The 17,259-nt window shown below is 32.8% G+C and carries 14 protein-coding genes; 2 read left to right on the top strand and 12 right to left on the bottom strand.

The annotated features are described in order from the left end of the window. Positions 1-6 precede the first annotated feature (6 nt). From IDG45_RS11125 to IDG45_RS11080, 10 genes are all read right to left on the bottom strand, one after another. Complete coding sequence (locus tag IDG45_RS11125; protein ID WP_000370182.1) at positions 7-411, bottom strand: Mini-ribonuclease 3; 405 nt, start codon at positions 409-411, stop codon at positions 7-9. Beyond that, on the bottom strand, positions 404-1,804 hold the full coding sequence (gene cysS / locus IDG45_RS11120; protein WP_000631972.1) for a cysteine--tRNA ligase: 1,401 nt from the start codon (positions 1,802-1,804) through the stop codon (positions 404-406). The genes IDG45_RS11125 and cysS overlap by 8 nt, the downstream gene beginning before the upstream one ends. After that, positions 1,788-2,435 (bottom strand): serine O-acetyltransferase, encoded by a 648-nt coding sequence (cysE, locus tag IDG45_RS11115; protein ID WP_072358111.1) that lies wholly within the window; start codon positions 2,433-2,435, stop codon positions 1,788-1,790. Before cysE ends, cysS begins: the two co-directional genes overlap by 17 nt. Before the next feature lie 423 nt (positions 2,436-2,858). Then, a complete protein-coding gene (gene gltX, locus IDG45_RS11110; protein WP_001283787.1) occupies positions 2,859-4,313 on the bottom strand; it encodes a glutamate--tRNA ligase in 1,455 nt (484 codons plus the stop codon). Positions 4,314-4,869: 556 nt separating this feature from the next. Continuing rightward, positions 4,870-5,943 (bottom strand): PIN/TRAM domain-containing protein, encoded by a 1,074-nt coding sequence (locus tag IDG45_RS11105; protein ID WP_001028373.1) that lies wholly within the window; start codon positions 5,941-5,943, stop codon positions 4,870-4,872. Positions 5,944-5,967: 24 nt separating this feature from the next. Further along, entirely contained in the window at positions 5,968-7,332 is a 1,365-nt protein-coding gene (gene radA, locus IDG45_RS11100; RefSeq protein WP_001085219.1) for a DNA repair protein RadA, read from the bottom strand. A gap of 485 nt (positions 7,333-7,817) precedes the next feature. Beyond that, positions 7,818-10,274, bottom strand: a complete 2,457-nt coding sequence (locus IDG45_RS11095) for an ATP-dependent Clp protease ATP-binding subunit (RefSeq protein WP_031927689.1) — start codon at positions 10,272-10,274, stop codon at positions 7,818-7,820. 13 nt (positions 10,275-10,287) lie between these two features. Beyond that, on the bottom strand, positions 10,288-11,295 hold the full coding sequence (locus IDG45_RS11090) for a protein arginine kinase (protein ID WP_000149503.1): 1,008 nt from the start codon (positions 11,293-11,295) through the stop codon (positions 10,288-10,290). Continuing rightward, positions 11,285-11,851 (bottom strand): UvrB/UvrC motif-containing protein, encoded by a 567-nt coding sequence (locus tag IDG45_RS11085; protein ID WP_000882069.1) that lies wholly within the window; start codon positions 11,849-11,851, stop codon positions 11,285-11,287. Before IDG45_RS11085 ends, IDG45_RS11090 begins: the two co-directional genes overlap by 11 nt. An 18-nt stretch (positions 11,852-11,869) precedes the next feature. Continuing rightward, positions 11,870-12,331 carry a CtsR family transcriptional regulator gene (locus tag IDG45_RS11080; RefSeq protein WP_000551762.1) on the bottom strand — a complete coding sequence of 154 codons (462 nt, stop codon included), beginning with the start codon at positions 12,329-12,331 and terminating at the stop codon, positions 11,870-11,872. 157 nt (positions 12,332-12,488) lie between these two features. Here IDG45_RS11080 and IDG45_RS11075 point away from each other — a divergent pair, with 157 nt between their 5' ends. Continuing rightward, on the top strand, positions 12,489-13,703 hold the full coding sequence (locus IDG45_RS11075) for a NupC/NupG family nucleoside CNT transporter (protein WP_000547794.1): 1,215 nt from the start codon (positions 12,489-12,491) through the stop codon (positions 13,701-13,703). A gap of 207 nt (positions 13,704-13,910) precedes the next feature. On the opposite strand, the gene pdxT is transcribed toward IDG45_RS11075, so the two are convergent. Together pdxT and pdxS are read right to left on the bottom strand one after the other, a co-directional pair. Further along, positions 13,911-14,471, bottom strand: a complete 561-nt coding sequence (gene pdxT, locus IDG45_RS11070; protein WP_000690439.1) for a pyridoxal 5'-phosphate synthase glutaminase subunit PdxT — start codon at positions 14,469-14,471, stop codon at positions 13,911-13,913. A 3-nt stretch (positions 14,472-14,474) separates the two neighbouring features. After that, a complete protein-coding gene (pdxS, locus tag IDG45_RS11065) occupies positions 14,475-15,362 on the bottom strand; it encodes a pyridoxal 5'-phosphate synthase lyase subunit PdxS (protein ID WP_000034728.1) in 888 nt (295 codons plus the stop codon). Between the two features lie 103 nt (positions 15,363-15,465). Between pdxS and pdxR the strand changes: the two genes are divergently transcribed. Further along, the gene (gene pdxR, locus IDG45_RS11060; RefSeq protein ID WP_000799253.1) at positions 15,466-16,848 is read left to right on the top strand and encodes a MocR-like pyridoxine biosynthesis transcription factor PdxR; all 1,383 of its coding nucleotides are present in this window, start codon (positions 15,466-15,468) and stop codon (positions 16,846-16,848) included. The last annotated feature ends 411 nt before the right edge of the window (positions 16,849-17,259 follow it).

The following is a 17,259-nucleotide window of genomic DNA, read 5'->3' as shown; positions in this document are numbered from 1 at the left end:
TTGTCACTACCTTTCGTTTACTATTGTTATTATTTTATTTAATAATGCCTCTAATCGTTCTTCTCTTTTTTCTAAATAAAGAAAACCTATCACTGCTTCTATCGCTGAACTTTTACGATATGTTTGAACATCAGTGTTTTTAGCTTTAGTATGACTTTTCGCGTTACGCCCTCGCTTCAAAATATCCATTTCTTCATCTGTAAACCATTCTTGCTCCATTAAATATTCTAACGTTTGCGCCTGACTTTTGGCAGATACATATTTTTTAGACATTTGATGTAGTTTATTAGGCTTACTTTTAAGCTTTAAAACGATATACGTACGTACATATTGATCTAAGACTGCGTCTCCCATATATGCTAAGGTCAATGGATTCAATAATTTAATGTGATTATCTTGTTGATTATCCACGTTTAAATCTAACCCCTTGAGGTGTGTCTTCTAATATAATGTTTTGTGATTTCAGCATGTCTCGAATCTCATCTGCTCGTGCAAAATCTTTGTTTTTCCTTGCTTCATTACGCTCTTCGATTAATTTTTCAACATCTTCATCCAATAATTCATCTGCATTTTTAGATTTTAACGGTACACCTAAAACATCGCTGAAAATTTGATAAACTGCTTTAAATTTATCAATTACTTCTGTTGATGTTGTATTCTCTAGTACATATTTATTCGCAAGTTTTGCTAAATCATACCAAGCTGTAATTGCATTAGCTGTATTAAAATCATCATTCATAACTGTTTCAAAACGATTTAAAATCGCATCAATTTGATCAATATATGTCTGTTGATTTTCAATATTAGTAGCAATTTGTGCGCGCTCTTCAATTAATTGATAACTATTGCGAATACGCTCTAGTCCACTACGTGCTGATTCAACCAATTCTAGATTATAGTTAATTGGACTTCTATAATGTACGCTAATCATAAAGAATCTTAGTACATCTGGATCAACTTCTTTAATAATATCGTGAACTAAAATAAAGTTGCCTAGTGATTTACTCATTTTTTCATTATCAATATTAATGAAACCATTATGCATCCAATAATTAGCAAATGGCGCATGATTATGTGCTTCCGATTGTGCTATTTCATTTTCATGATGTGGAAATTGTAAATCTGAACCACCCGCATGTATATCAATTGTAGGTCCTAGCTCATGAAATGCCATTACAGAACATTCAATATGCCATCCTGGTCTCCCTTCACCAAATGGACTATCCCAACTAATCTCGCCAGACTTCGCTTTTTTCCACAATGTAAAATCAAGTGCATCTTCCTTATGCTCTCCTGCATCTATACGAGCACCCACTTTTAAGTCATCTATGGATTGATGACTTAATTTACCATAACCTTCAAATTTACGTGTTCTAAAGTAAACATCGCCACCACTTTCATATGCATAACCTTGATCAACCAAATCTTTAATAAATTGAATAATGTCATCCATATGGTCCATTACCCTTGGATTTGAAGTCGCTTTTCTAACATTTAAAGCACCGACATCTTCATGAAAAGCAGCGATATATTTTTCTGCAATTTCGGGAACAGACTGATTTAATTCTTGAGAACGTTTAATTAATTTATCATCTACATCTGTAAAATTTGATACATATTCTACATTATATCCTTGGTATTCAAAGTAACGTCTCACTACGTCATAATTAATTGCTGGTCTTGCGTTACCAATATGAATGTAGTTATATACCGTAGGACCACATACATACATTTTTACCTTTCCTGGTTCTATTGGCTTGAACACTTCTTTTTGACGTGTAAGTGTATTATATAATGTAATCATCTTGAATCTCTCCATTCCTAGTCTTTTCAAGTTGTCGTTCTAAATGCTTAATTTGTTCATAAATTGGATCAGGTAGATGGCGATGATCAAATGTTTTTCCAACTCGAACACCATCTTGCTTAACAATATGTCCTGGTATACCAACAACCGTTGAATAACTTGGAACTGATTGTAAAACAACTGAATTTGCACCAATATTTACATTTGAATTTATTTTAATATTTCCTAAAACTTTCGCACCCGCTGCTATTAAAACATTGTCTCCTATATCTGGGTGTCTTTTCCCTCTTTCTTTCCCTGTCCCACCAAGTGTCACGCCTTGATAGATTGTCACATTATCACCAATTGTACATGTTTCTCCTATTACAACGCCCATACCATGATCTATAAATAGACGCTTCCCAATTTTAGCACCTGGATGGATTTCTATACCTGTGAAAAATCTTGAAATTTGAGATATCGCGCGTGCTGCAACATATTTTTTTTGCTTGTATAACTTATGTGCAATCAAATGACTCCAAACTGCATGTAAACCTGCATACGTTGTAATGACTTCTAATGTTGAACGTGCCGCTGGATCCTGCTCAAATACCATTTTTATATCGTCTCTCATTCTTTTTAACAAGATCATTTCCTCCTCAATGATTGAACTACGTAAATACATAATTGAAGTACCTGCGAAATTAAATATCAAAAAAAGCACCACTAACATACAAATTGTATTGTTAGAGGCGCTTCCGCACGGTTCCACTCTGAATTTAGCGAATAACATTAATAATATTGCGGGCGCTTCCAAATTATCAAGGAAACTATGCCAACTTAATGCTCATCACTCTCATTATATATTTAATTCATTTTACGAAGGTGCATTCATTAATTTCTACGTTGTACTCACAGCAACCGTACACTCTCTGCATCGTATAAATTTAATTACTAATCCTTCGTTTTATATAAAATACTCTATTCATATTGTTGTAATTTGTTAATACAACTTTATCATATGTGGTTACGTTATAAAATTCAAGTATATACTACCTTGATCTTGTCTATTTCATTACTTATATTGTTTTAAACGGTTTAGCACTTTTTCTTTACCAAGTACTTCAATTGTATTTGGTAATTCAGGTCCATGCATTTGGCCTGTTACAGCAACACGAATAGGCATAAATAATTGCTTGCCTTTTATTCCTGTTTCTTTTTGAACTTCTTTAATTGTCTTTTTAATTTCAGCCGCTTCAAATGGTTCAAGTGCTTCTAATTTACTGAATAAGTGCGTCATTAACTCTGGTACTTGCTCTCCATTGATCACTTGTTGTTCTTCTTCACCAAGAGCTGGCATTTCTTTAAAGAACATTTCTGATAAAGGAACAATTTCACCGGCATAACTCATTTCTTTTTGATAAAGCGCAATTAATTTGCGTCCCCAAGATAAATCCTCTTCTGACGGCACCTCAGGAATCAAATTCGCTTTAATTAAATGAGGTAATGCTAATTGGAATACTGTTTCAGTATCTTTTTGTTTCATATATTGGTTATTAACCCATGCTAATTTTTGCTTATCGAAAAATGCTGGTGATTTTGACAAACGCTTTTCATCAAAGATTTTGATAAATTCTTCTTTAGAAAAGATTTCTTCTTCACCTTCAGGAGACCAACCTAATAACGCAATAAAATTAAATAACGCTTCAGGTAAATAACCTAAGTCACGATATTGCTCAATAAATTGTAAAATTTGCCCATCACGTTTACTTAACTTTTTACGTTCTTCATTAACAATTAATGACATATGACCAAAACGAGGTGGCTCCCAGCCAAATGCTTCATAAATCATAATTTGTTTAGGCGTGTTTGAAATATGATCATCACCACGAATAACATCTGAAATTTCCATGTAATGATCATCTATAGCTACTGCAAAATTGTACGTTGGAATGCCATCTTTTTTAACGATAACCCAGTCACCAATACCATTTGAATCAAATGAAATATTCCCTTTTACCATATCATCAAAAGAATACGTTTGGTTTTGAGGTACTCGGAAACGAATTGATGGTTGGCGTCCTTCTGCTTCAAATTGTTGACGTTGTTCTTCAGTCAAATGCGCATGTTGACCACCATAGCGAGGCATTTCACCACGAGCGATTTGCGCTTCACGTTCAGCTTCTAATTCTTCTTCTGTCATATAGCATTTATATGCTTTATCTTCTGCTAGTAACTGATCTATTAATGGTTGGTAGATATGTTGACGTTCAGATTGACGATATGGTCCGTAGCCATTGTCTTTATCTACAGATTCATCCCAATCTAATCCTAACCATTTAAGATTATCAAATTGTGATGTTTCTCCATCTTCTAAATTACGTTTTTTATCAGTATCTTCAATTCGAATCACAAAATCTCCGTTATAATGTTTAGCATACAAGTAATTGAATAATGCTGTTCTTGCATTACCAATATGAAGATAACCAGTTGGACTTGGTGCATATCTTACTCTTATACGATCGCTCATTTTTTTCACTCCTAAATTAAATATCAAATTTTCAAGTTAGTTCATATAAATTGTTCATTTGCTATCTTCGACCGTCATAACAAATGTGTAACTCGTCTTATTGTTAAAACGAAACAATGCTTTTTAACATGACCTTAAAATAATTTCATTGTTTAATCATAACATAATTCCCTGGGTAATATGCTTAAATTTTAAATAGAAAGTAGTTGTTTTTTCAACACTTTAAAAAAGCTATCCCTAAGAATCAAGACTGCACTACATACACATTTCAACGACTTAAAAATGAATATTATGTGCTGTAAAATTAAACTTCAAATTAACTATTCAAATACGTTAAAATTGATTCTAATTTTGTATGTCTTGATTGCTATAAGAATAACTTTATTAATATCTAAAATTTAACACTTAATGAACTTGTTTCAATGATATATTAGCACTATTTGCATTTTTTGATAACTGATATGTTTTGCATTTATTTATAGTTATACTTCAAATTACAAACTTCGCCATTTCATATACCTTTTAATATCTATTTTATTTTCGTCAACTACAGTTTTTATAATGATACTGTATCTTCGATTTTTTTAGCAAAAACAATTCTTCCTGAAGATGTTTGCAATAAGCTGACTACTTCTAAATTGACATGACTGCCAATAAGATTTTTAGCATTATCAACAACTACCATCGTACCATCATCTAGATATCCTACTGCCTGACCAGGCTCTTTACCCATTTTTGTCAGTAAAATATGCAGTTGATCACCTTGATGTACATTAGGTTTGATTGCTTCTGATAAATCATTAACATTTAATGCTTTGATACCATGTACATGACAAACTTTATTCAAATTAAAGTCTGTCGTTATAATATTTGCGTGATATTGTTTAGCTAGCTTTAATAACATCGTATCAATATCACTATGTGATTTAGTCGGATGTATGACTTTTGTAGGATAATCTAAATCATACAATTCATTTAAAATATCTAAGCCTCTTTTACCCTTTTCACGTTTAACACTGTCATTTGAATCTGCAACAATTTGTAATTCATTAATAACACCTTGTGGAATTAAAATATTGCCATCGATAAAACCGCAACGAATGACTTCTAAAATACGACCATCAATAATTGCGCTTGTGTCGATAATTTTTGGCGTAGCACTTTTAGTATGTTGTGACATGGAACGCGCTATATTCTCAGGTAAAAACATTAACATTTCATCTCGTTTTTTAAGGCCAAATTGGAAACCGAAATAACATAGTAATATCGTAATTATGACAGGAATGAAATGATTAAAAATAGAGTTGCCAATTGATTCTAAAATAAACGACACCATAACAGAAATAAGTAATCCGATTATTAAACCTATTGTTGCGAATAGTATTTCAACAGCACTTCTACGCATAATAAAATGTTCTAAACCTTTTATAGCGTTAGTAACTCGTCTAATAAATACACCAAAAATTAAGAACATAAAAATACTACCGATAATGCCATCTACATAGTGATTTTTTAAAAAGCTGGAGTTTTGTAATCCAAGATCATTTGCAATTTCAGGAATAATAATTATTCCTAATGCGCTCCCAATAATTAAGTAAATAATAATAACCATTAGTTTAACGATATTCACACAATGTCCTCCTTTCTTGATGTTTTATGAATGAAGAGCAAATGACAATGCTTCATGTACAGTAGTTACACCTATTACTTGTATACCTTCAGGATATGTCCATCCGCCTATATTATTTTTAGGAATAATTACACGTTTGAAACCTAGTTTTGCAGCCTCTTGCACGCGTTGTTCTATCCGAGATACACGACGTACCTCACCCGTTAAACCAACTTCTCCAATATAGCAATCTAATCCGTCGACAGCTTTATCTTTAAAACTAGACGCAGTTGCTACAATTACACTTAAATCAACTGCTGGCTCCGTTAACTTTACACCGCCAGCTACTTTGATATAAGCATCTTGTTGTTGTAATAGATAATTTTCTTTCTTTTCCAAAACAGCCATCAACAAACTTAATCGATTATGATCAATCCCTGTTGCCATTCGTCTCGGATTGTTAAAAGTCGTTGGAGTTACCAGCGCTTGAACTTCTATTAAAAGTGGTCTGGTTCCCTCCATGGTTGCAACAATTGTTGAACCTGGAACATTTGTTGAACGTTCTTCTAAAAACATTTCAGATGGATTATTTACACCTTTTAATCCACTTTGCTTCATTTCGAAGATTCCCATTTCATTCGTTGAACCAAAACGGTTTTTAACAGCTCGCAAAATTCGATATGCGTGGTGTTCATCACCTTCAAAATAAAGCACAGTATCAACCATGTGTTCTAGCAATCTTGGGCCAGCAATTTGACCTTCTTTCGTTACATGACCCACTATAAAAGTTGCAATGTTCATTTGTTTAGCAATATTCATTAAACTTTGTGTGCTTTCACGAACTTGTGAAACAGAACCTGGCGCAGAGCTGATTTCAGGATGATATATTGTTTGAATCGAATCCACTACTAATAAATCAGGTTGTTCTTCTTTTACTGTTTGATAAATAACTTCAAGATCTGTTTCAGCTAATACTTGCAATTCACTTGAATCTTCATCTAATCGCTCTGCACGTAATTTAGTCTGACTAAGCGATTCTTCTCCAGTAATATATAGTACTTTTTTCTTTTGAGATAACGATGCACAAATTTGTAAAAGTAACGTAGACTTACCAATACCTGGATCCCCACCAATAAGTACTAACGATCCGCTCACAATACCTCCACCTAATACACGGTTGAATTCTGCTGAATCTGTTAACACTCTCGGCGTTGTTTCATGTTTAATACTATTTAATTTTTGTACTTTACCTGCTAATTCCTTGGTTTTCACTCCATGTTTAGGATTGGCTGCTTTTTCAACAATTTCCTCCATTTGATTCCAAGCGCCACAATTAGGACATTTCCCCATCCATTTAGGAGATTGATAACCACAAGCCATACATTCAAAAATCACTTTTTTCTTGGCCAAAATTGCACCTCCACTTTCCTTTGAACAAATCTATTTTAAACGCACATTCCCATTATGACAAATTAAATGTGAGTTACATTTGTTTGTATTTTAACATGACTACTAACGCAAACTGTTTTATCAGATTTATTTTTTATGAATATTATAAAATAAACTTACATCATGTTGATAGTCGATATCTTTCAAAGATAAAATCTTAATAATTTCTTAGTAAACTCTTTTCTCTAGATTTATCACAATATTATATAGACCTATTTTATTTTGACGTAAGTTGCTAGTATCTTCAAACAAAAAACCTTTATAAAAATTCATACCTTTATGCTATCGCTGTAGGCTCATTAACTTGTTTCATATAATTCTTAACAATACTTTGATGATTATTTTATTAGATTGTTTCGTTGATGGATACTTTCACGAATTTCTATAGTTCAATGCTACTAAAAAAAACAGCCCAAAACTTTAATTTGTTTTGGACTGTTTTATAATTATGCTTGCGATGGTGTTTTAGTTTCTGAAGTTTGTTCAGCAATGTCATATTTAAACTCTTTACCATTATGATCTACTGTAACTTTCTTACCTTCAATTTGATTACCATTTAATATTAATTCACTTAAATTATCTTCGATAGTTTTTTGTATCGCTCTAATTAATGGTCTTGCACCATATTCTGGATCATATCCTTCTTCTGCGATTTTGTCTTTCGCTTTATCAGTAACAATAATATTTATGTTTTGTTCAGATAATCGATTTGTTAATTTATTAACCATCATTGTTACAATTTCTTTTAATTCTTCTTTTGTTAGTTTATGGAATACAATGATATCATCTACACGGTTTAAAAATTCTGGACGGAATGAATTTTTTAATTCTTTTAACATCGTTTTTCGAATTGTTTCATAATCTTGTCCATCACTTGAACCACCGAATCCAGCAAATCGTTGATCTTGTAATTCTTGTGCTCCAACGTTTGATGTCATTATGATAATTGTATTTCTGAAATCAACTGTACGTCCTTTTGTATCTGTCAAATGTCCGTCATCTAAAACTTGTAATAGAATATTAAATACATCTGGATGTGCTTTTTCAATTTCATCAAATAAAATTACAGAATATGGTTTACGTCTAACTTTTTCAGTTAATTGTCCACCATCATCATGACCAACATATCCTGGAGGAGCACCAACTAATCGGCTCACTGCGTGTTTTTCCATAAATTCACTCATGTCTACACGGATCATCGCATCATCATCGCCGAACATTGATTCAGCTAAAGCTCTAGCTAATTCAGTTTTACCAACACCAGTTGGTCCAAGGAAGATAAAGCTACCAATTGGTCGTTTAGGATCTTTTAACCCTGCACGGGCACGTCTAACCGCTTTACTGATTGAATTAACAGCATCTTTTTGCCCAATAACTCTCTCATGTAATGTATCTTCTAGACTAAGAAGTTTTTCAGATTCTGTTTCATTGATTTTAGTTAATGGGATACCTGTCCATCCTGCAATGACTTCAGCAATATCTTCTTCTGACAATGAAGTTGACATGCCATTTTGTGCGTTCTTCCATTCATTTTTAGCTTCTTCATATTGCTTTTCAAGTTTTGTTTGTTTATCACGCAGATTAGCAGCATTTTCAAACTCTTGAGCATGTACTGCGGCATCTTTTTCATTTTTAACTTTTTCAATTTCTTGTTCAATTTCTTTTAAATTATTAGGTGTCGTATGACTCTTAAGTCTTACTTTAGAACTTGCTTCATCAATTAAATCAATTGCTTTATCTGGTAAGAAACGATCTGAAACGTATCTGTTACTTAATTTAACAGCTGCTTCAATAGCTTCGTCTGAAATATTAATACGATGGTGTGCTTCGTAACGATCTCTTAATCCTTTTAAAATAGCGACTGTATCTACTACTGAAGGTTCATCAACTTGTACAGGTTGGAAACGACGTTCTAAAGCCGCGTCTTTTTCAATATTTTTGCGATATTCATCTAATGTAGTAGCACCAATACATTGTAATTCACCACGTGCTAATGCCGGTTTCAAAATATTCGAAGCATCGATAGCACCTTCAGCACCACCAGCACCAACTAAAGTATGCAACTCATCAATAAATAGGATGACATTACCTGCTTGTTGGATTTCTTCCATAACCTTTTTCAGACGCTCTTCAAATTCACCACGATATTTAGTACCTGCAACTACTGTTCCCATATCTAAAGACATAACACGCTTATCTTTTAATGTCTCTGGCACCTCATTATTCACTATGGCTTGCGCTAAACCTTCAGCAATAGCAGTTTTACCAACACCTGGTTCTCCAATAAGTACAGGATTGTTTTTCGTACGTCTACTTAACACTTCAATTACACGTGTAATTTCTTTATCACGTCCTATAATAGGATCTAATGTACCGTCTTTGGCAATGACTGTTAAGTCACGAGCTAAACTATCTAAAGTTGGAGTATTATTTGACTTACTAGCTTGTGCATTTTTATTACTCATTTCAGGGTTTCCTAAAGCTTTCACAACTTGTGCACGTGCTTTAGTAATATTTAAATCTAGATTTGCAAAAACTCTTGCTGCAACACCTTCATTTTCACGAATCAAGCCTAATAAAATATGTTCCGTTCCAACAAAATTGTGATGTAATTTTCTAGCTTCATCCATCGATAATTCAATAACTTTTTTAGCTCTAGGTGTATAATGCAATGTACCAACATGATCTTGACCATGTCCAATTAATTTTTCAACTTCTTCAATTACTTTATCTTCAGTGATATTAAAACTTTCTAATACTTTTGCAGCAATTCCTTCAGGTTCTTTCATTAACCCCAATAATAGGTGTTCTGTTCCTATATTTGAATGATTTAAACGAATTGCTTCTTCTTGTGCATGTGCTAATACGCGCTGTGCACGTTCAGTTAATCTACCAAATAACATAAATAATGACCTCCTACTTTATATGTTCTCTTAGTATATCTGCTCGTTTTTCTTTTACAGATTTGTCATCTTCTTCATCTAATAAAAATGGTGACTGTATAGCTACCATCAATTCATTAAATTTAAAGTTTTGTAATTCAATGTAATTTAAATCTATACCAAGTTTAACTTCGCTTAATCTATAAGAAGCCTCTTCCATAGTTATCATTCTACAGTTTTGTAAAATACCTAGCGAGCGAAAAACACGGTCTTGTGTTTCTAATTGATTATAAGTGTCTAACTTTTGTCGTATTTGTTTTTCTTCATGAATGATTTGATTAACAACTTCTGTTAATGTTTCTATGATTTCTAACTCAGATTTACCAAGTGTAAGTTGGTTGGATACTTGATAAGTATGTCCATAAACTTGCGAACCTTCACCGTAAATACCTCTGATTGTATATCCAAAACGATTAATGGTTTGAGCAATCCGTGTCATTCTTTTCATAATAGATAGACCTGGTAAATGTAGCATCACGCTTGCTCTCATACCAGTACCTATATTGGTAGGACATGTAGTTAAATAACCAAGTTGTTCATCATAACTTATATCAAGGCTTCGATCTAATTCATCATCAATTGATGAAGCTTGATTATATAAAGCCTGTAATGTCGTGTCAGTTCCCATAGCTTGAATACGAATATGGTCCTCTTCATTTATCATGACACTTAAAGATTCATCATCATTCACTAATACTGCGGCTGCTGGTTGTTTTATTAGTTCAGGACTAATCAAATGCTTTGCAACCATTTTCATTTTACTTTGTTGATCCATTTGATCAAGACGCATTAATTCAAAATTTGGCAAGGCATCTTGTACCTCATTTATAACTCTAAATCCATCATTTTCAGTAGCATACATTAGTGGATGCACATGATTTTCTAAATTACGCGCTAACCGAATTCTAGAAGACATAACAATTGGTGTTTCTTCATTACTTTTCATCCATTGGCTGATATTATCATGAATATTATGCGTCATCATGTTGCACCTCACTCTCAGCTTTTAGTGCTTTAATTTCATCTCTAACAATGGCTGCTTCCTCAAAATCTTGGATTTCAATAAGTTTTTTCAAATATTCATTCTTTTCTTCGATTTTTCTCTTTAAAGCTATCTTTTTATGTGAAGAATGTGGTGTCTTTCCAACGTGCTCAAATTGTCCACCTTGAACTCTGCGGACGATATCAATGATGTCATCTTTAAATGTTGCATAACAATTAGCACACCCAAATTTACCAACATGTGCAATATCTTTCAAAGTCATATGACATGATGGGCAACGTTTTTCTTCTTTAAACGCTACTTCTTGAAAATTAATGCCATGTTTCGTAGCTAAATGTTGTAGAATTTGCTTAACAACAAATGCTTCTTCGAAATTATCTTGATGTTCTTGATATTCAGGTTGTTCATTAGCTTGATTCCACGGATGGTGCCCCTCAGCACAAGTTTGACACACCATTTTTTCTTCTGTTTTATTTTTACTTGTAACTTTAACTTTTAATTCCGCTTCATTAAGTTGACAATTTTCACAAAGCACTTCAACACCTCATTTCATTTAGTAATAATTTATAACTGGTAACAAACGTTTTAAAATATTTGCTCTAATAATATCTCTAGAAACCATATCCATTGATAGCGTTTCTCTATCAATAACTGCTTGAATCATTTTAGCTTCACGTTCATTTATTAACATTTTATCTAAAAGCCCATCAATAATATAGTAAGCTTGTTGTTGAGAAATAGAAGGTCCAATCAACTGAAGCAAATGATTAATATAACCTGTTGCATCTTTATTTTCAATTTTAGTGATTCGGATGTAACCACCACCACCACGTTTACTTTCGATTTCATAACCATGTTCATTAGTGAATCGTGTTTTGATTACATAGTTTAATTGTGATGGTACGCAATCAAAACGCTGCGCGATATTCGCTCTCTGAATTTCAACGACATCCTCATTCGACTCTTCAAATAAACGTTTGATGTATTGTTCTATGATGTCAGACATATTGTGCATGTATATCACCCCTTTTTGACCTTCTTTGACTATATTATATGACCTATTTTGACCTTTTTCAATTAATTTGTTTTTATATTTTCAAAAATTTATGATGTTAGCCCTTCCATTTTATTGTATGATAGATTGTAGAAAAAACTAAAGGAATGAGAAATATATGCATATTCTAATTGGGATTATCGGAATTATCTTCTTTTTAGCACTTGCGTTTCTATTTAGCTCAGACAGGAAAAATATTCGCTGGAAATATGTAGGAATTTTACTTGCAATTCAGCTTATCTTTGCATTTATCTTGCTTAAAACTACAATGGGAATCAAGGTTATTGGTGGTATTTCAAACGGTTTTAACTACTTATTATTAAAAGCTGCAGATGGTGTTAACTTTGTATTCGGTGGTATTCAATATATCGATCCTAAGCAACCACCATTCTTCTTCAGTGTATTATTACCTATCGTATTTATTTCAGCGATTATCGGTATCCTTCAATACACAAAGATTTTACCTTTAATCATTAATGTTTTAGGATTCTTAATTTCTAAAATTAATGGTATGGGACGTTTAGAATCATACAATGCAGTTGCTGCAGCAATTTTGGGACAATCTGAAGTATTTATTTCAATTAAAAAACAATTACCATACATACCTAAGCAACGTTTATACACATTAACAGCTTCAGCAATGTCGACTGTATCTGCTTCAATTATCGGTGCATACTTTACCTTAATTGAACCTAAATATGTTGTAACGGCTGTTGTCTTAAACTTATTTGGTGGTTTCATCATCGCTTCAATTATTAACCCTTATAAAGTTAATGAAGAAGATGACAAATTATTAGTTGAAGAAACTGAAGAAAGACAACAATCATTCTTCGAAATGCTAGGAGAATATATTTTAGATGGATTTAAAGTAGCTGTCATTGTAGGCGCAATGTTAATCGGATACATTGCCATTATCGCTCTATTAAATGGAATTGTAAGCAATATCTTTAGTACAGTTTCAGGTGGCGCTATTTCTTGGGACTTCCAAACATTAATTGGTTTTGTCTTTGCACCATTTGCATTCTTAGTCGGTGTGCCATGGCAAGATGCAGTTCAAGCCGGTTCAGTTATGGCGACAAAACTATTATCTAACGAATTTGTAGCAATGCAAGCACTTGGTAAACTTAGTGATTTATCTGAACACGCAAAAGGTGTTACATCTGTATTCTTAGTATCATTTGCTAACTTTAGCTCTATTGGTATTATTTCAGGTGCGATTAAATCACTTAATGACAAAAAAGGAGATACAGTTGCCCGCTTTGGTTTGAAATTATTATTCGGTGCAACACTAGTATCTTTCATTTCAGCTGCAATCGCTGGATTCTTTATTTAACAAATACATCAACATCGAATTAACCCCTTCAAAATTTTGACTATTCTCAGTCTCTTTGAAGGGTTTTTTTCTTATGTATATCTTTATTTTTTATCATTTTTAATTTTGACATAAAAAACAACTCCTCCAAAGCTAAGTTTGAAGGAGATATTTTCTTCTCAACAAATCTATAAATATCAATAATTCGTTGATTTAGCATACATTAAGCTATGCTTTTTTTACAATATGATTAATAAAGTAATCAGTTACTCTATAGTCATCTGTTAATTCAGGATGGAATGATACGCCTAAATATTTACCTTGCTGGACAGCTACAATTTTCTCATTAACCTTACATAGGATATCTACGCCTTGACCTACTTTTTCAATATGTGGCGCTCTTATAAAGACACCTTCAATATCTGTAGCGATACCTTTAATATCTAATTCTGTTTCAAAGCTGTCAACTTGTCTACCGAATGAGTTTCGTTGTACAGTAATATTCAGCTTGTTAAGGTATCCTTCTTCACCAACTATATCTTGCGCTAGAACTATTAATCCTGCGCATGTACCAAACATAGGTAAAGTTGAATTTTGTAAAGCCTCTTTAAATCCATATAAATTCATTAATCGACGTAACGTTGTAGACTCGCCACCAGGTAATATTAAGCCCTCGATTTCTTCTAATTGTTCAACTTTTTTAACTGCAATACCTTCATGACCACTTAATTCAATATGTCTAATATGTTCACGTACTGCACCTTGTAATGCTAATACACCTATTTTCATATCTTACCAACCACGCTCTTGCATACGTTCTTCTAATGATAATTGATTGATATCTAAACCTTTCATAGCAGTGCCAAGTTCACTTGCTAATCTTCCAATTAGTTCATAGTCTTGGTAATGTGTTGTTGCTTGAACAATTGCTTTAGCAAATTTTTCTGGATCTTCTGATTTAAAAATACCTGATCCAACGAATACACCGTCGGCACCTAATTCCATCATTAAAGCAGCATCTTGAGGAGTCGCAACGCCACCAGCTGCAAAGTTAACTACCGGTAAACGACCATTGTCTTTAATTTGTTTTAAAATTTCATAAGGCGCACCGATATCTTTCGCAAAAGTCATAATCTCATCATCATTCATTACAGTCAATCGACTAACTTCAGAATTAACTTGTCTCATATGTCTTACAGCTTCAACAATATTACCTGTACCTGGTTCACCTTTAGTACGTAACATAGCAGCACCTTCACCGATTCTTCGTGCAGCTTCACCTAAATTACGACAACCACATACAAATGGCACTGTAAATTGATCTTTTCTTAAGTGATATTCCTCATCTGCTGGTGTTAATACTTCTGATTCATCAATATAGTCAACACCCATCGCCTCTAATACTCTTGCTTCAGTGATATGACCAATACGTGCTTTAGCCATGACTGGAATAGAAACAGCATTCATTACTTCTTCTACAATTTTAGGGTTTGCCATACGTGCAACGCCACCAGCAGCTCTAATATCAGAAGGTACTCGTTCTAATGCCATAACTGCTACCGCGCCAGCTTCTTCTGCAATTCTTGCTTGCTCAGCATTAACGACATCCATAATAACGCCGCCTTTTTGCATTTCAGCCATACCTCTTTTGACTCTGTCTGATCCAATAATTTTACTCATTATACATAAAACCCCTTTTCAAGTTGATTAAATACATTGTAATGTATAAACTGATATTTAAAAAGGTACAAAATAAGATAAATTTAGGAGGTCAGTTATAAAATTGAAAAACACTTTATACCATCAACTTTATGAAAAATTAAAAAAACAAATAATTGAAGGTCAATTTAAAGAAGGCGATAAATTTTATTCTAAAAGACAATTAAGCAAACATTTATCTATTAGCCAAACAACCGTAGAGCATGCATATCAACTTCTATTAGACGAAGGTTACATTTATTCAAGACCTCGCTCTGGATATTTTGTGTCCGAAATTGAATCTTTAACAATTTTAAACAATCAACCTATCCCCTCTCTTTTTGATGATGATTCATATAAACCAAAAGCGAGTGATGAAGCTTATGATTATGCTTTTAATTTGGATGAAATAGATACGAAACATTTCCCTATAGAACTTTTCAGAAAGTATTCCAAAGATCTTTATGATACAAATCATTTAAATCAATTACGTAGAGGACATTTTCAAGGAGAATTACATTTGCGGTTTCAACTGGCATTTTATTTATTTACTAATCGTGGCGTAATTTGTGATCCTAATCAAATTATAATTGGCTCATCTACCGAACAATTAGTAAATCAATTAGTCGATTTACTTTATACTTCAACGTTTATTATCGAAAAACCTAGTTATCCACCAATCAAAAATATTTTAGATAAAAAACAAGTTGAATATGAACAAATTGAAGTTGAAGATAATGGAATAAACGTAGATGAAGTTATTAAATCACAAAAAAATATAGTATATATAACGCCTTCCCATCAATTTCCAACTGGATATGTAATGGACTTAAAAAAGCGAACTCAATTAATACAATGGGCTCAAGAAAAAGAAGAACGATTTATTATAGAAGATGATTATGATTCCGAGTTTAGATATTTCGGTAAACCCATTCCAGCAATTCAAGGTCTATATTCAAGAGGAGAAAAAGTGATTTATATCAGTACATTTTCAAAGTCTATTTTTCCTAGCTGTCGTGTTGCATATATGGTGTTACCCTATTCTATAATGAAAAAATATCATTCTCAAAATCACATTGAAGGCAACACTGTACCTGTTCATATGCAAAACCTTATTGCAACGTTTATATCTTCCGGTGGTTTTGAAAGGCATTTAAATAAAATGAGACGAATTTATCGTAGAAAACTAACCTATATTTTAAATAGATTGAAGCCTTACAAAGAGCAGCTTGATATTCAAGGTGCTGAAACAGGTATGCATTTTACAATTACAGTAAAAAACGGATTAACATTACAAGAGTGTCTTGATAGAGCAAATAAAGTAAAGTTAAAATTACAAGTTTATAATTTTGATGATGACCAAGACTATAAGAAAACCCCTAAATTTATATTAGGCTTTGGCGGTATAGACGATGATGCTTTAAAACCGCATGTAGACGCTCTAATAAAATCATTAATTATAAAGTAACACTTCTTTGATAAAAGTTAGTGTTACTTATGCAATAGCTTGTCTATTGTATAATAATTAATTTCCTTTTTGTATTTCAATAAAGTATATAAAAGAGCAGTAAGATCATTTTCAATTAGATACTGTCTTACTGCTCTTCTCTATTTATACAATATTTTGTTTTGGATGATATCATTTTAGATTTATATAAACACAAAATTAAAAATGTACATACTTAGACAATCGAAAGTTCACATTATTAAATTATCATTTCCAAAACTCAATGCGGCTCATCGCATCCATTTTTGCCTGGCAACGTTCTACTCTAGCGGAACGTAAGTTGGCTACCATCGTCGCTAAAGACCTTTCTTGACTTGTGACAATCGCTTGCTTCTTTCCTCTCCTTCGGCTCTCGCTTACTCATTTAGCTCT

It is taken from the genome of Staphylococcus sp. EG-SA-10 (genome assembly GCF_017151945.1).
Lineage (GTDB): Bacteria > Bacillota > Bacilli > Staphylococcales > Staphylococcaceae > Staphylococcus > Staphylococcus aureus.
Note: the sequence above shows the minus strand (reverse complement) of the source record. Positions and strands in the feature narration are given on the sequence as shown.

Bases quoted from the DNA above. Each gene is read 5' to 3' on its own strand.
- IDG45_RS11075 (WP_000547794.1), top strand. From the start codon at position 12,489: ATGCATATTCTAATTGGGATTATCGGAATTATCTTCTTTTTAGCACTT.
- pdxT (WP_000690439.1), bottom strand. From the start codon at position 14,471: ATGAAAATAGGTGTATTAGCATTACAAGGTGCAGTACGTGAACATATT.
- pdxS (WP_000034728.1), bottom strand. From the start codon at position 15,362: ATGAGTAAAATTATTGGATCAGACAGAGTCAAAAGAGGTATGGCTGAA.
- IDG45_RS11095 (WP_031927689.1), bottom strand. From the start codon at position 10,274: ATGTTATTTGGTAGATTAACTGAACGTGCACAGCGCGTATTAGCACAT.
- cysS (WP_000631972.1), bottom strand. From the start codon at position 1,804: ATGATTACATTATATAATACACTTACACGTCAAAAAGAAGTGTTCAAG.
- cysE (WP_072358111.1), bottom strand. From the start codon at position 2,435: ATGATCTTGTTAAAAAGAATGAGAGACGATATAAAAATGGTATTTGAG.
- IDG45_RS11080 (WP_000551762.1), bottom strand. From the start codon at position 12,331: ATGCACAATATGTCTGACATCATAGAACAATACATCAAACGTTTATTT.
- gltX (WP_001283787.1), bottom strand. From the start codon at position 4,313: ATGAGCGATCGTATAAGAGTAAGATATGCACCAAGTCCAACTGGTTAT.
- IDG45_RS11090 (WP_000149503.1), bottom strand. From the start codon at position 11,295: ATGACGCATAATATTCATGATAATATCAGCCAATGGATGAAAAGTAAT.